The organism is Rathayibacter sp. AY1E6 (genome assembly GCF_002931115.1).
Lineage (GTDB): Bacteria > Actinomycetota > Actinomycetes > Actinomycetales > Microbacteriaceae > Rathayibacter.
Window position 1 is genome coordinate 31,430 of record NZ_PSVK01000001.1, and the last position, 21,504, is coordinate 52,933.

The window sequence follows — 21,504 nt, forward strand, 5'->3', positions numbered from 1 at the left end:
CGTGACGCGTCAGCGGGCCGCGGGAGCCTCGCCGGGCTCGGCGCCCTGCACGATCGGGACGCGGACGGCGCTGCCCCACTCGGTCCAGGAGCCGTCGTAGTTGCGGACGCCCTCGAAGCCGAGGAGGTGGGTCAGCACGAACCAGGTGTGGGCGGAGCGCTCGCCGATCCGGCAGTAGGCGATGACGGAGTCGCCGTCCTTCAGCCCCGCGCCCTCGCGGTAGATGCCGTTCAGCTCGTCGAGGGGGCGGAAGGTGCCGTCCTCGGCGGCGGCCCTGCCCCACGGCACGTTCTGCGCGCTCGGGATGTGACCGGCGCGCAGGGCGCCCTCCTCCGGGTAGGCCGGCGCCGTGGTGCGCTGCCCGGTGAACTCCTCCGGGGAGCGGACGTCGATCAGCGGGTTGCCGAAGTGCGCGAGGACGTCGTCCTTGAAGGCGCGGATCTCGGCGTCGCTGCGCTCGACGACGGGGTACTCGGCGGGCTCCGGGGAGGAGGCGTCGGTGGTCGTCGGGCGGCCCTCCGCGAGCCACTTGTCGCGGCCGCCGTCGAGCAGACGGACGTCCTCGTGGCCGAAGAGGGTGAAGACCCAGAGCGCGTAGGCGGCCCACCAGTTGTTCTTGTCGCCGTAGACGACGACGGTGGTGTCGCGGGCGATGCCCTTGCCGCCGACGAGCGCGGCGAACGCGGCACCGTGGATGTAGTCGCGCTGCACCGGGTCGTTGAGGTCGGTGTGCCAGTCGATCTTGACGGAGCCGGGGATGTGGCCGGTCTCGTAGAGCAGGACGTCCTCGTCGGACTCGACGACGACGAGACCGGGAGTGCCGAGGCGCTGCTCGAGCCAGTCGGCGCTGACGAGCCGTTCGGGGTGCGCGTAGGAGGCGAACTTCGGCGACGGATCGGTTTCGACGGACAAGGAGGACCTCCAGGATGGTGCGCGGAGCGCGGGCGTGATTCCACGGCGGGCTACGCTGGAGCCCGCCCTTCAGCGACAGTACGCGTCCGCGGACGACGCCGCACGGAGGGCGCCGTAAGAGTTCGACACAGAACCGCGGCGGCTCCGTGCCCGGTGCGGCCGCCGCCACTGAGCGCACTGACCCCCGCCGTGCGCAGGATGCGAGACGCGAGTGAGCCCCGACGACGTCCGATCGACGAGCAGCCTGACCGCCCGCTCGCCCCAGATCAGCGGGCACGAGATCGCGTCGACGCTGGTGCCCCCGCGCCAGTTCGAGGGCGCCACCTTCGAGAGCTACCGTCCCGACCCGGAGTACCCCTCGCAGGCCGACGCGGTGGAGGCTCTCCGCGCGTTCGCCGCCGGCGGCGGATCCAAGGGAGGCGGAGGCGGCTTCCTGGGCTTCGGCCGGAAGAAGGCCCCCGCGGTCAAGCCGGGCGTGTACCTCGACGGCGGCTTCGGCGTCGGCAAGACCCACCTGCTCGCGGCGATCTGGCACGCGGTGCCGGGCCGCACCTACTTCGGGACGTTCATCGAGTACACCGCGCTCGTCGGCGCGCTCGGCTACGCGGCGACCGTCTCGCTCCTCAAGGGCTCGGCGCTGCTGTGCATCGACGAGTTCGAGCTGGACGACCCGGGCGACACGATGCTGATGACGCGGCTCCTCGGCGAGCTGGTCGCCTCCGGGACCCGCATCGCCGCGACCTCGAACACCCCGCCCAACGCGCTGGGCGAGGGGCGCTTCGCCGCAGCGGACTTCCTCCGCGAGATCCAGTCGATGGCCGCCCACTTCGAGACGATGCGGATCGACGGCACCGACTACCGGCGCCGCGACATCGAGGGCCACGCCGTGGTGCGCACCGACGAGGAGATCGACGCTCTCGTCGCGGCCGCCCCCGCCGGCTCCGTCGTCACCGACGACCCGTTCGCGGAGGCCGTGCACCACCTGGGCACCGTGCACCCCTCCCGCTACATCAAGGTGATCGACGGCGTCGACACCATCGTGCTCCGGGGCGTCACCGCTCTGACCGACCAGACCGACGCCCTGCGCCTCGTGGCCTTCATCGACCGGGTCTACGACGCGCAGATCCCGGTCCTCGCCTCCGGGACGCCCCTCGACGAGGTCTTCGGCGGCGACATGCTGAGCGGCGGCTACCGCAAGAAGTACCTGCGCTCGATGTCGCGGCTCATCGCGCTCACCTCGATGGCGCCCCGCTCCTAGGGGCGGATCCGCTCTCCTCCCGGCGTTCCCGGGCTCGTCGTCGTGCCGTCCGCCAGCGCGCCGTAACGCGCTTTTTACACAGGGGCCTCGGCCGTAACCTCCGCGAAACGCGGTGCCTCACGGGACGAAACCTCGCGCCACCAGACTGTCGGCTACCCGAGGTGACCCGACACCCGCGTGTCTCCAGGCCGTGCTCCGACGCAGCGTCCTCGCTCCGGGCTTTTCTCTGCACACTCACGAGAGGTTCAACAATGGATCAAGGCAATACCGCGTTCCTGCTCATCGCAGCCGCGCTGGTCCTGCTCATGACCCCCGGGCTCGCCTTCTTCTACGGCGGCCTGGTGCGTGCGAAGAGCGTCATCAGCATGATGATGCTCAGCTTCGGAGCCATGGGCCTCATCGGGGTCCTCTGGGTCCTGTACGGCTACGCGATCGCGTTCGGCAACGGCCCGTCCGGCCCCGCAGGGACCGACACCTTCGTCGGCATCGACGGCGTCCTCGGCATCGACACCGCCCAGATCGGCCTGCAGGGCATCTACAACGACGCGCTCGGCGAGCAGACGTCGGCCTTCCCGACGCTGGCCTTCGCCGCGTTCCAGGCGACGTTCGCGATCATCACCGTCGCGCTCATCTCCGGCGCCATCGCGGACCGCGCGAAGTTCGGCGCCTGGATGGTCTTCGCCGGCGTCTGGGCCACCGTCGTCTACTTCCCGGTCGCCTCGTGGGTCTTCAACTTCACCCTCGGCGACGACGCCACCGTCGTCGACGGCGGCTGGATCGCCTACGGCGTCGGCGCGATCGACTTCGCGGGCGGCACCGCCGTCCACATCAACGCCGGAGCGGCGGCCCTCGCCCTCGCCCTGGTGCTCGGCAAGCGCGTCAACTTCACCAAGGGCGCGCACCAGCCGCACAACCCGCCGTTCGTGCTCCTGGGCGCCGGACTGCTGTGGTTCGGCTGGTTCGGCTTCAACGCCGGCTCCGAGCTCGCCGCCGACGGCATCGCGGCCGTCGCCTTCCTCAACACCATCGCCGCTCCGGCCGCCGCGATCCTCGGCTGGCTCGTCGTCGAGAAGATCAAGGACGGCAAGCCCACCTCGATCGGCGCCGCCTCGGGCGCGGTCGCGGGCCTCGTCGCGATCACCCCGGCGTGCGCCAGCCTGTCGCCGTTCTGGGCGATCGTCCTGGGAGTCATCACCGGAGCCGTCTGCGCCCTGGCGATCGACCTCAAGTACCGCCTCGGCTACGACGACTCGCTCGACGTGGTCGGCGTGCACCTGGTCGGCGGCCTCATCGGAACGCTCTACATCGGCTTCTTCGGCACCGGCGTGGGCCTGTTCCTCACCGGCGACGCGAGCCAGCTCGGCAAGCAGGCCCTCGCGGCCTTCACCGTCCTCGCCTACTCCTTCGTCATGACGCTCCTCATCGGCTGGATCATCCAGAAGACGATGGGCTTCCGCGTGAAGAACGAGGACGAGATCGCCGGCATCGACACGGCCATCCACGGAGAGGCGGGCTACGTCCTGGCGGACTGACCCCCTAATCCGCAGCACCCGACGGGGTGCCGGCTCTCCGGAGCCGGCACCCCGTCGGCGCGTCCGGGCCGGGAGACCGCCGGGCGCGCCCCCGCGGGCGGGCGGCCGCGGATCCGGGCTAGGGTTCCGGGGTGCCCTCCTCGCGCTCGGTCGTGTCCCTGCTCCTCCGACTCCTCGGCCGCGCGGTCGCCCCGCGCCCGGACGCCGGGCCCCGCCCGCAGCGCCCGTACCTGAGCACGACGGCGCCGACGCCGGGCGCGAGCGGAGTGGGCCGCACCGTCGAGGTCGACCCGTCGCGGCTCCGCGGGGTCCGCCTGGGCTACGCGCCCACGCCCGACGGCGACCCGGACCCGGGCGAGGTCGTCTGGACCTGGGTTCCCTACGAGGAGGACGACGGCCGCGGCAAGGACCGCCCGGTGCTCGTGCTCGCGGTCGAGAAGTCGGGGACGGTTCTCGCCGTGCGGCTGAGCTCGAAGGAGCACTCCGACTACCTGGCCGTCGGCACCGGCGGCTGGGACCCGGACGGGCGCCCCAGCTGGGTCGACCCGGAGCGCGTGTTCCGCGTGCACCCCGCCGGGATGCGCCGCGAAGGAGCTGCTCTGGAGCGCGCTCGGTACGACGCCGTCGCCCGGGTGCTCTCGGCGCGGTACGGCTGGCACTGAGCGCTCGACGCCGTCGAGCGGCCACGAGTGGTCGCCGCTGAGCGCCTCAGGGGAGATCCCTGCCCATCGAACGAGGGCCGTGCTCCTCGGAGGAGGCGTCAGACCGGGTCGATCGGCACGAAGCCCGCGTACTTCGCGGCGCGGCCGTCCCCGGAGGACGTGCCGGTGAGCCTGCGCTGCACCCACGGCGCGACGTGCTGCCGGTAGTACTGCACGGTTCCGCCGCGCCGGAGTGCGGCCTCGGGAGCGTCGGGCAGCGCGGCGGGCGGCGTGAGCCCGAGCGCCCGCAGGACCCGGTCGGCCACCCGCCGGTGCCCCCGCGGGCCGAGGTGCAGGCGGTCCTCCGACCACAGCGCCGGATCGGCGAAAGCGGGGTCGTGCCAGTTGTCGGCGACGACCACGTCGGTCCGGTGGCTCGTCCGGCGCAGGACGGCGTCGGTCAGCGCGTCCCCGCGGCGACGGATGAGCGAGCCGAGCGGGAGCCGCGGCGACGGATCGGCGCCGGCCAGGGCGATCAGCACGACGCCCTGCTCGTCGCAGCGCTCGAGAACGCGGAGGTAGGCGTCGGCGATCCGCTCGATGTCGGCCCGCGGGCGCAGCATGTCGTTGCCGCCGCCGTTGAAGGAGAGGTGGGTCGGACCCAGGGCGAGCGCGGGCTCGAGCTGCTCGGCGAGGATCGGCGCGATGAGCCGGCCCCGGATCGCGAGGTTGGCGTACTCGATCCGCTCACCCGTGGCCGCCGCCCATCCCGCGGCCGCCAGATCGGCCCAGCCGCGCGGGGTGCCGTCCGGCCGCTCGTCGCCGACGCCCTCGGTGAAGGAATCGCCGATCGCGACGTAGCGGACGGCCGTCATCGGCGGGTTCCGGAGGTGCGCATCGTGGCACTGTACCGCTCCGCGGCCGGGCTCAGGCGCGGCGCCTCAGCGGGGTGACAGGTGCCGAGCGGACGCTGCTGGGGCGGTCCGGCGTCGCGGCGCCCGGCGCTGCGGCGAGCCGCTCCTCCTCGGGCCGGGTGCCGGGCCGGTGCTCGCGCTCGGGACGCGGGGCGGCCCGGAACCAGGCGGCCAGCGCGGAGGACCGGCGGTGCCTCCGGTGGTCGCGGTCCAGCTCGGCGGTGCCCCGGTAGCCGGAGCCCCGGGCGATGCGGTCGAGGCCGCCGAGAGCGACGGGGGTGCTCGCCATCAGGACGGCGGCCAGCTCGAGTCGGCGGAGGGCGAGGTGCTCGTCGAGGCCGAGCCCGTAGCAGCGGCGGAACCGCAGCCGCAGCAGCAGGGCGGGCATCCGCAGCTCGGCGGCGAGGTGGTGGACGGTGAAGCGCCGATCGAGGTAGCGCTCGTTGACGAGGGCGGCCGCCGCGATGGCGACGACGTCGAGCGGCCGGCGGGAGGCGGCGAGGCGGGGGGCGGGGGTTCGGGTGTCCAGGGGAGGCATGCACAGGAGACGCGCGAGGTCCCTGTTCGTGACGCGGAGGCGCGGAATGCGTTCGGGTGGCGCAGTGATCGGTGTCGGACCGGCTCGACCGGCAGGGGCTGTGCCATCGTCGGGAGGGGCGGAGTCCCCGCCGATCCGGAACCGACACCCAGGAGGGGACCGCATGGCGCACGCCGCGCTGATCATCCACAGCGCACGGAAGGTCGACGCGGCCGGGACGGTGGAGGACCACTGGCTCCGCGCGCGGGACGGCGCGATCACGGCGACCGGCACCGGCACCGGCTGGCAGGCGCAGGCGGAGGGGGCGCAGCTGCACGACGCGCGGGGCCTCACCGCTGTCCCGGGCTTCCTCGACCTCCATGTGCACGGAGGGGGCGGTCACGGCTTCGACGGAGGAGCGGAGGCGATCCGCGCGGGCCTCGCGCTGCACCGCTCCCGTGGCACCACGCGCTCGCTGGTCAGCCTGGTCTCGGCGCCGCTGGAGCAGCTGGAGTCCTCTCTGGACGCGGTCTCGGCCCTCGCGGCCACCGACCCGCTCGTGCTCGGCGCGCACCTCGAGGGCCCGTTCCTCGCGCCCTCGCGCAGGGGAGCGCACGACCCCGCGGCTCTCGTGCACCCCTCCTCCGGCGCGGTCGGCCGGCTGCTGGACGCCGCCCGCGGACGCCTCGCGCAGATCACGCTCGCGCCCGAGCTGCCGGGAGCCCTCGCCGCGGTGGAGCGGCTCGCCGGCGCCGGCACGGTGGTCGCGGTGGGCCACACCGAGGCGGACGCCGACCAGGCGCGGGCCGCGTTCGACCGCGGAGCCCGGCTGGTCACGCACGCGTTCAACGCCATGCCCGGGATCGGCCACCGCTCCCCGGGCCCGATCCCGGTGGCCCTGGGAGACGAGCGGGTCGCGCTCGAGCTGATCCTCGACGGCCGGCACGCGGACGTCGAGGTGGTGCGGCTCGCGTTCGCGGCGGCTCCCGGGCGGATCGCGCTCGTCACCGACGCGATGGCGGCGGCCGGGGCGGGTGACGGAGTGCACCGCCTCGGCCCGCTCGACGTCGAGGTGCTCGGCGGAGTCGCCCGGCTCGCGGGCACCGCTGTGCTCGCCGGATCCACGCTCACGCAGGAGGAGGCCCTGCGGCGGGCCGTCGGGCCCGGCCGGCTCGGGCTGCAGGCGTCCGTCGCCGCCCTCACCGCCGTTCCCGCCCGCGTGCTCGGCCGTGGCGACCTCGGCCTGCTGGCCCCCGGGTACCGCGCCGACGTCGTCCTGCTCGACGCGTCGCTCCGCGTGCAGCGGGTCTGGGCCGAGGGGCGCCCGTTCCCCGACTCCGCGGCCGGCGCGTCGCGACCCCGGGTCAGGGCGTCGGCGTGACGGTCCAGGTCCCCTCGGTCTGGACGGCCATGACGCCGGGCAGGTCGGCCTCGAACACCTCGGAGAAGGCGACGGAGTCGCCGAACAGCTGCGGCTGATCGGAGGTCGTGAACACGCGGCCGGAGAACGAGTCGTCCGGACCCGCGGGCGTGTAGTCGACCGTCACGCGCGGGACGTCGTCGGAGAAGAACAGGACGGCCGGGCCGGTGCCGGACTGTGCACCGCTCACCGTCGCGAGGTCGTTCCAGCTCTGCAGGCCGAGCGTCCACGGCCCGTCGGCTCGGACGATCACCTGCTGCTCGACGGGGTCGTCGCGGAAGATCCCGGTCAGGAACGACCCCGTCATCGGGGCGGCGGCCTCGCCGAAGGGCGTCATCCGGCCCGCGGCGGTGACGATCGCCGTGCCGGTGCAGGCCGAGCAGTCCAGGCTCAGGACGACCGCGAACTCGCCCTGCCGCTGGAACGACACGTCGGCCGGGCCGGTGCCCGAGACGGTGGCGGGGACTCCCTCGCCGACCGGCCCGGCGTCGACGACGGTTCCGACCGGCTCGGCGGTCGCCGGAGCGGAGGGGGTCGGGCTCGGAGTGATCAGGTCGGTGATGGCGGGTCTCGGCGTCCGCGAGGCGGGCGCGGACGCCGTGGCGCCCGCCTCGGCCCCGCCGCCGGCGGTGCACCCGCCCAGCAGCAGGAGCCCCGCCGCTGCCGTCGTCGCCACTGCCGCTGTCGTCCCCCGAGCCCTCATGCGTCCAGACTGCCAGGGCGGGTCCGGATCGTCGTCCCCGGAGGGAGTCAGAGGAGCAGGGCGCCGAGGCCCGCGGCGGCGAGGACGACGATCCACGGGGGCACGGTCCAGCGCGTCAGCGCCACGAAGGCGCCGATCGCGAGCGCCAGAGCGCCGGTCGAGCCGATGCCCTCGGTCAGCACCGGGTCGTAGAGGGCGCCGCCGAGCAGTCCCACCACGCCGGCGTTCACGCCGGCCAGCGCCCTCTGCGCGACCGGCAGGTGCCGCAGCCGCTGCCAGAACGGGAGCACGCCGACCACGAGCAGAGCGCCCGGCAGGAAGATCGCGACCAGCGCGATCGCCGCCCCCGCGACACCGTCCGGCGTCCCCGCGCCCACCGCGCCGAGGAACGCGGAGAAGGTGAAGAGCGGGCCGGGCACCGCCTGCGCCGCCCCGTAGCCGGCCAGGAACTCGCTCTGCCCGACCGTGCCGGCGCCGACCGTCTGCGCTTCCAGCAGAGGCAGCAGGACGTGGCCGCCCCCGAACACCAGAGCGCCCGCGCGGTAGAAGACGGAGGCGAGACCCGCCGCTCCCTCGCCGGTGAGAGCGGCGAGCAGGGGGAGGCCGGCCAGGAGGAGCCCCCAGAGGGCGAGGGCCGAGACCGCGAGCGCCGTCGGGATCCGGACCGCGAACCCCGGGCCGTCGTCCGGAGCCCCCTCCTCGCGGCGGAGCCAGAGAACGCCGGCCAGGCCCGCCGCCGCGATCACCGCCACCTGCAGCGCGGGCTCCGGGGCGAGGAGGACGGCGACAGCCGCTGCGCCGGCGATCGTCGCGCGGCGGCGGTCCGGTGCGAGCGAGCGCGCCATCCCGAGCACGGCCTGTGCGACGACCGCGGCCGCCGCCGCCTGGAGGCCCAGGAGCCAGCCGGCGGAGGCGACGTCGCCCGCACCGGCGACGAGCCCGGCGACGAGGACCAGGGCGATCGCCGAGGGGAGCGTGAATCCGCACCACGCGGCGACCAGTCCGGCGAGTCCCGCGCGCTGCAGGCCGACCGCCATCCCGACCTGGCTGGACGCGGGTCCCGGGAGGAACTGGCACAGCGCGACGAGGTCGGCGTACGCGCGATCGGTCAGCCAGCCGCGGCGCACCACGAACTCCTCGCGGAAGTAGCCGAGGTGCGCGATCGGCCCGCCGAACGAGGTCAGCCCGAGGCGGAGGAACACGAGGAGCACGGGGAGGGCGCCGCCCCGCTGCAGCCGACCCGTCTCCGACACGGGGGCATCCTGCCAGACGGCGGTGTCCAGTACGCGTCGTGTCACCGGAAAAGGGACGATAAGCGGCCGGATAAGCGATTCCTTCTTCTCCGGTTGATGAAACGGTGGGTAGAAATACTGAACCCCTTCTCATCCCCTCTGTTAGCCTGATCCGGCTTCCCTTTCCTTCTCGAGGAGAAGGTGATCCGCATCAGTAGCGCGAGCGCTGCCGCTCGTTCACTGAACGCCTTCTCCTCCTCTTTCGATCGGTGTACCCGGAACGGTGACGATCGGAAAGGCTCTCTCTTCCGTGACTCCTCAGGACACTGCCGTCGGCGACTCCGCCGACTCCTCCCGCACCGGCTCCCGATCGGGCGTCAAGGCCCTCTCCGCTCTCTCCCGCCGCACGATCCTCGCCGGATCCGTCGCCGGCGCGGGCGCGATCGCCTTCGCGACGCCGGCCCTCGCGGCCGGCGACCTCACCGCGGTGCCCCGACTGCCCGGCGAGGTCTCGCGCCTGTCCACCGCCACGTCGAAGACGGGCGGGAAGCGCTACGAGATCATCGACGTCGTCGTCGCGGGGGACCGGGCGCGCCTGTTCGTGCCGCACGCGACGCCTCCGTCGCAGACCAGGGGCGCATCGATGCTCTGGTACTACCACGCCCGCAACGGCACCCACACGGCGCTCTCGAGCGCCTTCGCGTACTCGGCCGACCTCGCCGTGGACCGCGGCATCGTCAGCATCTGCCCGACCTACGGCGGCAGCATCTGGTCGAGCCCGCGGGCGATCGAGATCCAGGCCGCTGTCGTCGCCTGGGCCTCGTCGGTATGGCGGATCGACGCGAGCCTCCTCCGCTCCGACTCCGGGGGCGGGCCGCTTCTGACCTGGGCCTACGGGAAGCGAATGGTGCCGAACATCCGGGGCGCGTACCTCTGCAACAGCTCCTACGACATGGAGGAGCGGGCGGCGAGCGAACCGGACCGGATCGGCCCCGAGTACGCCGACGCCGCGGCCATCGCCGCCACCAACCCGGCGCGGCTGCCCGCGTCGGTGTGGCGCGGTGCGCGGCTGAGGATCACCGGATCGCCCGACGACAAGGTCGTGCCGTTCGCCCTGCACGGCGCCGCCCTCCACGCCGCGGCCCTGCCCCTGGCGAAGGAGGCGACGGTCCGCACCCACCCGGGGGAGGGCACCGACGGGCACAAGGTCCCGAGCTTCACCAACAAGGAGATGCTCGACACCTTCCAGCGCTGGATCACCGAGGGCCCCGTGCCGCAGACGGAGCCCGAGCCCGAGACGCCACCCGTGTCCACGCTGCCCGGCGCGGGCACCTACGAGAACGGCGCCGCGCAGATCGTCACCACCGGCACCTGGACGACGCTGAAGGCCACCGCGGACAGCGGCGGGAGCATCGCCTACTCGACCAGCTCCGGCGCCTCCGCGACGCTCGCCTTCACCGGCACGAGCATCGCCTGGATCAGCCGACTCACGTCGTCCTCCGGGATCAACGACGTCGAGCTCGACGGTGTGAAGGTCGCCTCCGTCGACCGCTACAGCGCGTCCACCCGCTCGAAGCAGACGGTGTGGAGCAGCGGACAGCTCGCCGCCGGGCCGCACACGCTGACGATCCGCCGGGGGAGCGGCCGCAATCCGGCCTCGACCGGGACCAACCTGCTGCTCGACTCCTTCGTGGTCGGCGACGCGACGCCTCCGCCGGCGACGACGCTGCCCGGAGCGGGCACCTACGAGAACGGCGCCGCCCCGATCGTCACGACCGGCACCTGGTCGACGTTGAAGGCGAGCACGGACAGCGGCGGCAGCATCGCCTACTCGACCACCGCGGGCGCCTCCGCCACCCTCGCCTTCACGGGTACCAGCGTGAGCTGGATCAGCCGCCTCACCGGCTCGTCCGGCATCAACGAGGTCGAGCTCGACGGAGTCAAGGTCGCGTCCGTCGACCGCTACAGCGCCGCGACGCGGTCGAAGCAGACGGTCTGGAGCAGCGGACAGCTCGCGGCCGGGCCGCACACGGTGACCATCCGCCGCGGGAGCGGCCGCAACCCGGCCTCGAGCGGCACCAACCTGATCCTCGACGCGTTCGTGGTCGGCGACGCCGCTCCGGTCCCCACGGTCACCGTGCCCACGCCGATCGCGGAGTGGTCCTTCGCCGAGAGCGCCGCCCCCTTCGCCTCGGCCGTCGCGGGCGCTCCGGCGCTCCGGCAGGGCGCGGGCTCCTCCGCCCGCGCCGTCGCCACGCCGTTCGGCACCGGAGTCGCCCTCAACGGGACGACGGACCACCTGGTCGTCCCCAAGGACGAGGTCGGCCCGCTCAACCTGGGCGCCTCGACCGGCCAGGTGACGATCGCGGTGTGGGTGCTCAACTCCGACGCGGACGGCGCCTGCATCGCGGGCGTCTGGGAGGAGTCGACGGTCGGGCCGCTGCGCTCCTACGCGCTGTTCAACAACCTCCCCGAGTACGGCGGCTGGGAGCGCGTGTGCATGCACGTCTCGAAGCTCGGCGGGCCGACGCCCGGCTACCCGTACTCGCGCGACTACTCGGTGGAGCCCCGCCGGATCACGCGCGGCGTGTGGCAGCTGCACGTCGGGACGTACGACGGCGCAGTCGCGGTCTCGTACCTCGACGGCGCCGCCACCGCGTACCCGGTGTACACCGACAAGCTCGGCGCGACCTACGCCAAGAACCCCTACGTCTACCCCGACGGCCTCAACGCGGCTCCGGGCGACTTCGTGGTCGGAGCGGTCGGCCGGGACGGCACGATGATCAACCGCTTCGCCGGCTCCCTCGCCCGACTGCGGGTGTGGGACCGGGCGCTGACCGCGGAGCAGGTGAAGCAGCTCTACTCGGCCGAGAAGGGCGCTCTCGGGTGACGACCCGAGGGCGGTGACACGAGTCCGAGAAGCGAATGATCCGCTTCTCGGACAAGGCCGTTCGAGCGATAGCGGGCGTCCCTCTTTCGAGGGTGGTGTTATCGGCTGAATACAGATCGGCGGGCGGCCGGTTCACGGCTGCTCCGCCGTTCTCCGCCGCCTGTATCCGCTGCGCGGGATTCCGTACTCAGGCGGACGTGCGCTCCCGGAGGGCCGTACGGCGGGGGATCATCGCCCGGCGGCCGCGCAGCCCTGTCCCGGATCTCGGAGTGCGGCCCTGCGCCAGATGCGCACCGGCGCGACCACCTCCCAGCCGAGGGGGAGGTAGAGGGCGCGGCCGTCCGTGCTGGCGACGAGGAGACCGTTCCGTGCGCCCTCGGACCGGGCCCAGGCGGTGAGGGCGTCGACGACCCGCCGTCCCAGCCCGCGTCGGCGGAACCGCGCATCGGTCTCGATCCGGTCCAGGACCGCGACCGTCCCGTGCACGGCGGCGGTGCCCTGCGCGGCGACGACTCCGTCGACCAGCAGCCGGACGCTCGCCACTCCGTCGGCGGCCTCGAGCACGGCTCCCGCGAGCAGGGCACCCTCGAGCAGGGCTCCCTCCGCGGTGCTGCCCGGGCCGAGGAGCGCCGCCATCAGGCTCTCGTCGCCCGCGACGAGCTCCAGCCCGGCGGCGGGCGCGAGGCGGGCGTCGTCGCCCAGGCCGATGACCGTCATCCACTCCCGGGGCCCGGCCGTCTGCTCGGCGCCCGCCTGCAGCGCGGAGGGCGACGGATCGACCAGGATCCGCTCCCGCGTGCGCGACTCCGCTCCGACATCGACCAGCCATGCTCCGTCCTCGCGGACGCGCTGCACGCCGCGTGCACGGCACCAGCCCTCGATCCAGTCGTCCACCCGCTCCGTCGTCGTGATCACGCCCCGAGAGCAGCCGCGACCGGACGGGCGCGATCGTGGAAGCGGGCTCTCCCGGCGGTGGCCGTCGTTCCCCGCCAGGACCGCCCTCGCCGCGGATCGCACCCCGCGCACCGCGATCCGCCGGGTCCTCCCGTTGTCAACCTCAGTGCCACGGCGCCGTCCCCGGCCCTACCGTCGGCCCGAGACATCCGCTGCACCGCCGGGACCCTGACGGCCGTGCCGAGAGTGAGGGGCCGATCCGATGCCCAGGCAGGACGGCGACCCGCGGAGCACCACCCGAGTGCTGCGCGAGCTGGTCGCCGCGTTCGAGGATCCGGGGGCCGTGCACCCGGCGCTCGCCCGGCAGGTGCGGAGCGCCGCCCGCGAGCTGCTCGGCGCGTCGGAGCGGGAACCGCTGCGCCTGCGCGTGCGGATGCCGACCCTGATGGTCCCGCGCTCGGTCGTGGACGAGGTGCCCGATCCGCCCCCGGTGCCGCCCGCCGCGCTCTGACCCGACGGCGCTCGTACACTCGGACGATGCGACACGGCATCGTCATCCTCCCGCAGGACCCGTGGGCCGAGGCCCGCCGGAAGTGGCAGTCGGCCGAGGGCCTGGGCTTCGACCACGCGTGGACCTACGACCACCTCTCCTGGCGCTCCCTCGCCGACCAGCCGTGGCACGCCACCGTCCCCACCCTCACCGCTGCTGCGATGGTGACCGAGACGCTCCGCCTGGGCACGTTCGTGACCTCCCCGAACTTCCGCCACCCAGTGCCGTTCGCGAAGGAGATCGCGACGCTGGACGAGATCTCGGGCGGTCGGACGATCCTCGGGGTCGGCTCGGGCGGCACGGGCTTCGACGCGCGCGTGCTCGGGCAGCCCGACTACTCGCCCCGGCAGCGGCACGAGCGCTTCACCGAGTTCGTCACGGCCCTCGACGCGCTGCTGCGCTTCGAGGAGCCCGGCTCGAGCGGCGTGGACCTCGAGGGGGAGTGGTTCACCGCCCGCTCGGCGCGGATGGTGGGCGAGCCGGTGCAGCGCCCCCGCGTCCCGTTCGTCCTCGCCGCGAACGGGCCGAAGGGCCTCGCGCTCGTCGCCGAGCGCGGGCAGGGCTGGGTCACCACCGGCCCGGAGGGAGTGTCGAGCGAGGAGTGGTGGCGGGCGGTCGCGTCCCTCTCCCGGCGGCTCGACGCGGCGCTCGACGCGGCCGGGCGCGACCCGCGCACCGTCGAGCGCCACCTCTCGCTCGACTCCGGGGGCGACTACTCCCTCGAGAGCGTCGCCCGGTTCGAGGACATGGCCGGCCGGGCGGAGGAGCTCGGCTTCACGGACGTGATCGCGCACTGGCCGCGGCGCGACGGCGTCTACGCGGGCGACGACGAGGTCCTCTACGAGGTCGCCTCGCGCTTCTGACCGGGCCTCGGGGGCTCCGGAGCGGTCCTCAGACCGCGCGGGCGCTCCCGCGGTCGACGAGACGCGCGGGCAGGAGGCGGATCGACGGCTCCTCGCCGCGGGACGGCTGCTCGATCCGCTCGACGAGCGTGTCGACCAGGTGCGCGCCGAGCTCGGCGGCACCCGTCTCGACGTAGCTGTAGGGGAGCGAGAAGTCGCGGGCGAACTCGGCCGAGTACAGGCTCACGACGGACAGCTGCCCGGGCACGGCGACAGCGCGTCGGCCCAGGATCGCGGGAAGCATCGCGATGGTCCGGTCGCTGTGGACGACCAGCGCCGTGAGACCGGGGTTGTCGTCGAGGAACGCCGTGACCATCGGCTCGACGGCGTCGGCGGCGGTGGCGGCCGGGCGCAGCACCAGCTCGATCCCGAGCCGACCGGAGGTCTCGAGAGCCGACTCGCGGAACCGGAGCCCGTAGGTCCCTCCGCGGTCGAAGACGCGCTCAGGCGGGGTGATGAGACCGATGCTCCGATGCCCGAAGGCGCCCAGGTGCTCGATCAGCAGGCGGGCCGCGTCGCCGAAGTCGAGGTCGAAGACGTCCACCCCGGAGGCGTCCGCGGGCACGCCGAGGGCGGCACCGGGCCGCCGCGAGGCGCGCAGGACGGGCAGCCGGTCGTCGTCGTCCGCGACGCTCAGGAGGATCAGTCCGTCGACCTGGCCGGAGCGCGTGAGCCGGCGGACGGCAGCCGCCCCGTCGGCCTCGGTGGCCAGCAGCACGTCGTAGCCGAGCTCGCGGGCGCGGGCCGTGATGGGGAGCACGTACTCGACCATCGCGGGCGCGAACTCGTCCGGGTCGAAGTGGACGAGCAGGCCCAGCGCCATGGTGCGGCGCGTCGCGAGCGCCCGTGCTCCGGCGTTGACCGTGAAGTCGAGCTCGGCGATCGCGTCCTCGATGCGCTTGCGCGTCTCGGGGGAGATGCTGCGCTTGCCGGAGAGGACGTACGACACCGTGCTGCGCGAGACCCCTGCCGCTTTCGCGACGTCTCCGATCGTGGCCATCTCCACCCCCGCTCGAACCGTGTCGAGAGTGGCAGTGCGGCGCGGCGCACGCAACTCGGGCGCCGCGTCCCCGGAGCGAGCACCGGACGCTGCGGCTCCGGCGCTCTGCTCGTCCACGGCGCGCTCGTCCCCGTCGGGGAACCTCCGGTCCCGACGACACGCCGACGCGGCCGGGCGCACGAGGTGCCCGGCCGCGTCAGGGCGTTCTGGACGGATCAGCCGCAGCGCGCCGCACCGTAGGCCGGTGCCGTGGATCCGCTCGCCGCAGCGCCGTCGACCGTCCCCGCGATCCGCACGTCGAGAGCGCCGGCTCCGACACTCGCAGCGCGGGTGCTGAAGGCGGCTGAGACCGTCTTGCCGGGAGCGACTCCGGTGAAGGTCTTCGTGCCCCAGGCCGAGCCGATCGTGATGTCAGCGGCGACCGCGCTGGTGTTGGTCGCCGTCCCCGTGATCGTGACCTTCCCCGCGGTGCAGCGCGAGGCCGCCGTGCCGCTCACCGTCAGGCCCGTGGTCCGCCCGACGAAGGGCGTGACCGAGATCCTGTCGATGTTGGGCGCGTACTGCGAGGTGAGCAGGACGCCGGGGAAGGTGTCGGAGAGGTAGGTCGTCCCGTCGAAGCCCGGGAGCTCCTTCGAGGTGATCGCGATGGTGTTCGAGCCCTTCCTGAGCGTGACCGGCACGCTCAGGTCCCACAGCTGGTTCTGGTGGAACGTGTGCGGGAAGAGCACGCGCTGCGTCACTCCGTTGACCGTGATGTCCGCGTGGCGGGCGAGCGGGTCGGGGTTGTAGTGCGTCGCGGGGGACTGCTCCTCGTTGGAGTAGCGCAGCGTGAGCGCGTACGTCCCGTCCTGCTCGGCCTTCACGTCGCCGAAGGTCAGGGTCGAGTCGCCGTCGCGTCCGCCCCCGATGTTCCCGACGGCCTTGCCGCCCGACGCGAAGGACAGGTCGCGGACCGTGGCGGGGCCGGTGATCGTGGCCGCCTCCGCCTCATAGCTCGTCGTCGCGGGCGGGTTCGCGCTCGCTCCGATGACGATCCGATCGACGAGGAGCGTGCCGCTCGTGCCGACGACCTCGATCTTGTTCACGCCGCCCGAGAGGAAGACCTGACGGGTCGAGCTCGCGCCCACCGGCCCGACCTTCACATCGTTCACGTAGAGGTCGCCGGTGCCGCCGCCCAGGGTGTCCACGGTCACGGAGGACGGCGCGTCCTTCGCGGAGTAGCCCCAGACGGTGGTGGAGGCGCCGCTGGTGAGCGTCGCCGTGCCCGAGCCGGAGACGCCGGCGCGGGAGTAGTCGGCCGTCGCTCCGTTGTCGAGCGTGCCGGTCTCGGCCTCGTGGATCGAGGTCGCGGCGGCCGCGCTGGGGAGGGAGAGCTCGATCTTGTCGACGATCGCGTCGCCCACGGTCGACTTCGTGCCGGCGAGGTTCTTCGCGGCGAGCGAGATCGTGTGGGTGCCGGCGGTCAGCTTCACCTTCGTGTCCGCGTGGTCCCAGACCACGAACTTGTAGGCCAGCGGAAGGAGGATCTCCTGCTCCGCAGCGCCGTCGACGCTCAGGAACGCGTTGATCGGACCCTGCTGGGCGTTGGCGGCGTAGGTGTTGAGGGAGTTGGCGAAGACGCTGAGGTCGTACTCGCCGTCCTTCGGGACGGTGACCGCGAAGTCGAGCTTCAGGTCGCCGCCGGTGCGGATCCCGCCGACGTTGCGTCCGCCCGAGGTGTAGAAGCCGCCGACGTTGGTCGGCGAGCCCTCGGGTCCGTTGAGGTTCCGCGATCCGGTGTAGCGGGCGTCCTCGGCCTCGTACTTCTGGCGGAAGGCGACGGGCGAGGCGGACGGCGACGACGCGTTGGCGCCCGGGGTCAGGACGACCTCGTAGGCGGAGTCGACGTCGAGCGCGGGGAGGGATCCGCCGAAGTCGAGCGAGAGGGCGCCGTCCACGACGGACGCGTCGAACTCCTTGACCGTCTGCGGGGCTCCCGAGTCGCCGACCTGGCCGGTCCAGCGGATCTCGCTGACCTCCACGTGGACCTTCGAGCCGAAGGTGGCGGCCGGGATGCGCTCGAACGCGACCTTCTGCGAGCCGCCGACGCCTCCGAAGAGGGCTCTCGCCTGCTTGGCCGCGGTGTCGAGGGTCGCGACGCCCTGGAGGGTGTAGCTCTGGCCGGGCTTGGGCGGCGTGACCGCGACGGTGTCGCCGGTCATCGAGGCGTAGGCGTTGAGGAGCCACCACTGGCCGTTGGCGCGGTTGGCCTGCACCGCGGAGTCGGAGAGGTTGCCGTCGATGTTCCAGTAGGCGATGTCGCCGTCGACCTTCTTGTCCTCGAGCGCGCTGATCCACTGGACCATCTGGCCGGGCACGGAGGTGTGGTAATTGAAGGCGTACTCGTTGAGGTTCACCGGCAGGTGCTTCCCGGCGTAGGACGTGCCCGCGTACAGCTCGTCCTCCCAGGCCCGGAAGCGGTCGACGTTGGTGCGGATCTCACCCGGGGCGCTCAGCTCGTGCCAGGTCATCACGTCGGGGACGGTGTCCTGCTCGAGCGTGTGGGTCATGAACCCGCGGACCTGGTCGTAGAGGACGCTGGTGTTCGGTCCGGCGATGCGGGCGTCGGGCATCCTGTCGCGGATCAGCGCGTAGGTGCTGTCCCAGGCCGCGAAGAACGCGGTCGGGTCCTCCAGCCAGCTCTTCCCGTCGTAGCTCCACTTCCCGTTGCCGAACATGTTGCCCTCGGGCTCGTTGAACGGCACGAACACGATGTTGTCCTGGTACTCCTCGGGGAGCGCGAGCACCTGGTCGACCTGCGTGGCGATCTTCGCCTGGTAGTCGGCCAGCTTCTCCTGGGGAGTACTGCCCGGCCACTCGTAGGGGAAGCCGCGGTAGATGTCCGTCATGTAGATGTAGGTGTCGCCGTCCGAGGTGTCGGCGACGGCCTTCGCGACGCTCAACGCGTCCGCGCCCGGATGCTGCGGCCCGTCCTGCGCCTTGGTCGAGACCGTGCGCAGGTCGATCCCCTCGAGGAGGTTGTCGGAGGGGAGGCCCTCGCCGTAGACCCCGTAGAGGGTGCCGGACGCGCCGCCCATGAACTCCCCGGTGCTCGTGCCGAGGTCGATGGTCATCTCGTCGAGTGCGCGCACCGTGACGGTCGCCGTGACCGCGGTGCCGAGGCCGGTGACGGTGCCCTTCACGGTGAAGGTGCCGCGCTTCGCGTACGCGGAGGCGGGGACGCTCTCCCAGGTGACCGGGGCGTCGCGGTTCACGCCGTCGGAGTAGGTGGCGGGGACCCCCGGCAGGGCCGGCGCGACGCCGATGCCGGTGGTGACCGCGACGCTCGTCGAGAGAACGCCGGTGACGGCCGGCGCGGCGTCGCCCGCCAGACCCCGGACCTGAGCGGCGGTCAGAGCCCGGTTGTAGACGCGGAAGTCGTCGATCGCTCCGTCGAAGTAGGGGTGCACGTTCCAGAGCGCCCGGCCGATGTTGCCGCTCTTGGAGGCGGAGGCGGAGTAGAGCTGCTTCGCGAGATCGACGGAGGCGGGAGCCGTCGCGACCTGCAGACCGTTGAGGTACAGGGTCACGGTCGTGCCGTCCATCGTCGCGGTGACGTTGACCCACTGGTCCTTCTGCAGCGGCGAGGAGCTGGAGACCCCGGTCTCACCGCCGTCCTTCAGCTGCTTGATGATCGCGCGGGCGCTGCCGCCGTCGAACGACGGAGCGAAGGCCGACGCGGCGTCGGGGCTGATGCCCAGGCACCACAGCCACTGGAAGCCTCCGGTGCCGGACCACTTCGTCCAGGCGGAGACGGTGGTCTGCGTCACGCCCTGGAAGAGCCCGTTCGGCACGGTCAGGTACGGCGCGGAGGTCGAGTCCGCCGCGCCCCCGGGAAGGTCGATCGCGGTCGTACCGGCCTTCCGACCCGCGACGTACGTCGCTCTCGCGCTGTTGACGACGGTGCCGTCGAGCTTCTTCGACGAGAGGTCGGCGACCGTGGATCCGGACACCTGCCCCTGCTCGAAGTCGTACTGGAGGATGAGCGCGTCGGCGGGGACGGAGGTGTCGGCCGCGGAGGCGGACTCGGCGCTCGGGAGAGCGACGGCGAGGGCGGCGAGTGTCGCGGCACTCAGCGCGAGGGCGAGGGAGCGGGTGCCGCGCCTCGGGGAGGACATCGTTGTCACGCTGGTCACTTTCTGTGGGGACAGCCGGCCGGACGACGGCGGGCGTCGGTCCGGGGTCGGAGCAACAGTGCTTCGAACCGGTTCGACAAAACTAGGTTCCGCGCCTGCGACACGCAAGAGGACCTGAGAAGTTCCTCGTCCGGCTCGCAGGTGACGGCGGTCGCTCCGGGCTCTCGCCGGGACCCGTCAGCCCGCCGGAGCGGCCGTCGCCGCGGAGATCGGCGACCGGCACGCAGGAGGACGTCCTGGACGCGGTCGAGGGGAGCCGCCCGGACTGGCTGAGCCCCGACGGCGTCCTCCCGCGGTGACCCGCGGGACCGCGGTGGCCTGTGCCGCGTGCGGGAGGATGAGGGCATGACGCTCCCTCCGCCGACGCTCCTCTCCCCGCCGCTCCAGGACCGGCTGGCCCGGTGGTTCGACGAGGAGGCGCCGCCGGCCCCCTCGGTGAGCTGGGCTCTGTTCGACCGCAGCGGGCTCCTCGTCCACCACGGCCGCGGCGAGCACCGCCTCGACGGGGCCGCTCCCGGGCCCGGGACCGTGCACCGCATCGCCTCCATGTCGAAGAGCTTCGAGGCGGCGGCGGTGCTGATCCTGCGCGACCGCGGGCTGCTCCGCCTCGACGACCGCGTCGCCGACCACGTGCCGGAGTTCACCGACCCGCTCGACTCCGCGGGCCGGCCGCTGCCCGTGACGGTCAGGAAGCTCCTCAGCAACTGCTCGGGGCTCCCGGAGGACAACGGCTGGGCCGACGACGTCATGGCTCTGACGCGGGAGGAGTTCCTCGAGGTCGTCAGCCGCGGGCTGACCTTTACGGAGCGGCCGGGTGAGGTCTACCAGTACTCCAACATCGGCTTCTGGCTGCTCGGCGTGCTCGTCGAGAACGTGACCGGGGAGGACTTCCCGACCTTCGCGACGCGGACGATCCTCGAGCCGCTCGGCCTCCACGACACCCGCTACGACAGCGGCGACTACCCTGACGGCACCGACCTGGCGGCCGGCTTCAGCACCTTCGACGACGGAGGGACCTGGGTGCCCCGCCCCGTGACCGGCACCGGAGCGGGCGCCTGCGCCGCGAGCATGTTCAGCACGGTCGGCGACATCGCCCGCTGGAGCGGCTGGCTCTCCTCCGCGTTCGAGGGCGAGGACGGCGCGGACGACGACCCGGTGCTGAGCCGTGCCTCCCGCCGCGAGATGCAGCGCGGCTGGACGCCGGTCCCCGCGCTGAGCCCTCGCGCCGTCGAGAGCACGCTCGACGGCTCCGCCTACGGGTTCGGCCTCGTCGTCGAGCACGACGTCCGCTTCGGCGGGATCGCCCACCACTCCGGCGGCCTGCCGGGCTGGTCGTCGAACATGCGGTGGCATCTGGAGTCGGGCCTGGGGGCCGTGGTCTTCGCGACCGCGAACGGGGCGAAGCTCGCCGCCGCCGCGACGGGACTGCTCCGCGCCGCCCTCGAGGACACCGCTCCGCCGGCGCGGACCATCACCCTCCTCCCGTCGACCCTCGCCGCGGCCGCCGCCGTCGAGGACGCGATCGTCGCGGGAGACCTCGCCCGGGCAGGGGAGGCGGGCAGCGGCGCCCTGTTCAGCCCCAACCTGCTGAGCGATGTGCCGGCCGACGTGCGCGCCCGCCGCCTCGCCACGGCGATCGCGGAGATCGGCGGGCTCGCCGAGGACCCGACCGCGAGGCCGCTGGTGGAGCGGCTGCTCTGGAGCGCCTCCGCGGCGCAGGCGGCCTTCCTCCTGCCGGGCCGCGACGGAGAGCTCGAGTGCCGGCTCGAGACCACGCCGACCGTCCCGGCCCTGGTCCAGCGCCTCGAGATCGTCGTGCGCGAGGCTCCGACGGCTGCCCTCCCGGTCGTGCGCTTCTACCGCCCTCGGGCCGGCTAGCGGTCGAAGACGAGGCGCGGACGCGGCGGACCTCGACGCTCCCGCACCGAGAACGGCGGGCGGCCCGCGAGGGACCGCCCGCCGTC

At 73.3% G+C, this 21,504-nt stretch carries 16 protein-coding genes; 8 read left to right on the forward strand and 8 right to left on the reverse strand.

The window, feature by feature from the left end; all coding sequences use genetic code 11:
- Nucleotides 1–9: 9 nt before the first annotated feature.
- A complete protein-coding gene (locus C5C46_RS00135; protein ID WP_104225237.1) occupies nucleotides 10–912 on the reverse strand; it encodes a sulfurtransferase in 903 nt (300 codons plus the stop codon).
- A 211-nt stretch (nucleotides 913–1,123) separates the two neighbouring features.
- Between C5C46_RS00135 and zapE the strand changes: the two genes are divergently transcribed.
- The 3 genes from zapE to C5C46_RS00150 all read left to right on the forward strand — a co-directional run bounded on the left by zapE (nucleotide 1,124) and on the right by C5C46_RS00150 (nucleotide 4,364).
- Nucleotides 1,124–2,170, forward strand: coding sequence for a cell division protein ZapE (gene zapE / locus C5C46_RS00140; protein ID WP_104225238.1), 1,047 nt, complete (start codon nucleotides 1,124–1,126; stop codon nucleotides 2,168–2,170).
- A 251-nt stretch (nucleotides 2,171–2,421) separates the two neighbouring features.
- Entirely contained in the window at nucleotides 2,422–3,702 is a 1,281-nt protein-coding gene (locus tag C5C46_RS00145) for an ammonium transporter (protein WP_104225239.1), read from the forward strand.
- A 131-nt stretch (nucleotides 3,703–3,833) separates the two neighbouring features.
- The gene (locus C5C46_RS00150) at nucleotides 3,834–4,364 is read left to right on the forward strand and encodes a type II toxin-antitoxin system PemK/MazF family toxin (RefSeq protein WP_167299028.1); all 531 of its coding nucleotides are present in this window, start codon (nucleotides 3,834–3,836) and stop codon (nucleotides 4,362–4,364) included.
- Nucleotides 4,365–4,462: 98 nt separating this feature from the next.
- Here C5C46_RS00150 and C5C46_RS00155 read toward each other — a convergent pair whose 3' ends face one another.
- Together C5C46_RS00155 and C5C46_RS00160 are read right to left on the reverse strand one after the other, a co-directional pair.
- Nucleotides 4,463–5,218, reverse strand: coding sequence for an SGNH/GDSL hydrolase family protein (locus tag C5C46_RS00155; RefSeq protein WP_104225240.1), 756 nt, complete (start codon nucleotides 5,216–5,218; stop codon nucleotides 4,463–4,465).
- Between the two features lie 52 nt (nucleotides 5,219–5,270).
- Entirely contained in the window at nucleotides 5,271–5,795 is a 525-nt protein-coding gene (locus C5C46_RS00160; protein WP_104225241.1) for a hypothetical protein, read from the reverse strand.
- 163 nt (nucleotides 5,796–5,958) lie between these two features.
- Between C5C46_RS00160 and C5C46_RS00165 the strand changes: the two genes are divergently transcribed.
- Complete coding sequence (locus C5C46_RS00165; RefSeq protein WP_104225242.1) at nucleotides 5,959–7,155, forward strand: N-acetylglucosamine-6-phosphate deacetylase; 1,197 nt, start codon at nucleotides 5,959–5,961, stop codon at nucleotides 7,153–7,155.
- On the opposite strand, the gene C5C46_RS00170 is transcribed toward C5C46_RS00165, so the two are convergent.
- Both C5C46_RS00170 and chrA read right to left on the reverse strand, forming a co-directional pair.
- Nucleotides 7,139–7,870, reverse strand: coding sequence for a hypothetical protein (locus C5C46_RS00170; protein ID WP_104225243.1), 732 nt, complete (start codon nucleotides 7,868–7,870; stop codon nucleotides 7,139–7,141). The two genes, C5C46_RS00165 and C5C46_RS00170, sit on opposite strands and share 17 nt — an antisense overlap.
- Nucleotides 7,871–7,944: 74 nt before the next feature.
- Nucleotides 7,945–9,150, reverse strand: coding sequence for a chromate efflux transporter (gene chrA / locus C5C46_RS00175; protein WP_258059233.1), 1,206 nt, complete (start codon nucleotides 9,148–9,150; stop codon nucleotides 7,945–7,947).
- 289 nt (nucleotides 9,151–9,439) lie between these two features.
- Here chrA and C5C46_RS00180 point away from each other — a divergent pair, with 289 nt between their 5' ends.
- The gene (locus C5C46_RS00180) at nucleotides 9,440–12,019 is read left to right on the forward strand and encodes a LamG-like jellyroll fold domain-containing protein (RefSeq protein ID WP_104225244.1); all 2,580 of its coding nucleotides are present in this window, start codon (nucleotides 9,440–9,442) and stop codon (nucleotides 12,017–12,019) included.
- 228 nt (nucleotides 12,020–12,247) lie between these two features.
- Here the strand turns inward: C5C46_RS00180 and C5C46_RS00185 are convergent, their stop codons facing one another.
- Nucleotides 12,248–12,934, reverse strand: coding sequence for a GNAT family N-acetyltransferase (locus tag C5C46_RS00185; protein WP_219812252.1), 687 nt, complete (start codon nucleotides 12,932–12,934; stop codon nucleotides 12,248–12,250).
- A gap of 241 nt (nucleotides 12,935–13,175) precedes the next feature.
- Between C5C46_RS00185 and C5C46_RS00190 the strand changes: the two genes are divergently transcribed.
- Entirely contained in the window at nucleotides 13,176–13,424 is a 249-nt protein-coding gene (locus C5C46_RS00190; protein ID WP_146078454.1) for a hypothetical protein, read from the forward strand.
- Nucleotides 13,425–13,450: 26 nt separating this feature from the next.
- Nucleotides 13,451–14,326 carry an LLM class flavin-dependent oxidoreductase gene (locus C5C46_RS00195; protein WP_104225246.1) on the forward strand — a complete coding sequence of 292 codons (876 nt, stop codon included), beginning with the start codon at nucleotides 13,451–13,453 and terminating at the stop codon, nucleotides 14,324–14,326.
- 28 nt (nucleotides 14,327–14,354) lie between these two features.
- On the opposite strand, the gene C5C46_RS00200 is transcribed toward C5C46_RS00195, so the two are convergent.
- The gene (locus C5C46_RS00200) at nucleotides 14,355–15,365 is read right to left on the reverse strand and encodes a LacI family DNA-binding transcriptional regulator (protein ID WP_104225431.1); all 1,011 of its coding nucleotides are present in this window, start codon (nucleotides 15,363–15,365) and stop codon (nucleotides 14,355–14,357) included.
- Between the two features lie 215 nt (nucleotides 15,366–15,580).
- Entirely contained in the window at nucleotides 15,581–19,522 is a 3,942-nt protein-coding gene (locus tag C5C46_RS00205; protein ID WP_104225247.1) for a LamG-like jellyroll fold domain-containing protein, read from the reverse strand.
- 363 nt (nucleotides 19,523–19,885) lie between these two features.
- Between C5C46_RS00205 and C5C46_RS00210 the strand changes: the two genes are divergently transcribed.
- Nucleotides 19,886–21,418 (forward strand): serine hydrolase, encoded by a 1,533-nt coding sequence (locus tag C5C46_RS00210; RefSeq protein ID WP_104225248.1) that lies wholly within the window; start codon nucleotides 19,886–19,888, stop codon nucleotides 21,416–21,418.
- Nucleotides 21,419–21,504: the final 86 nt, after the last annotated feature.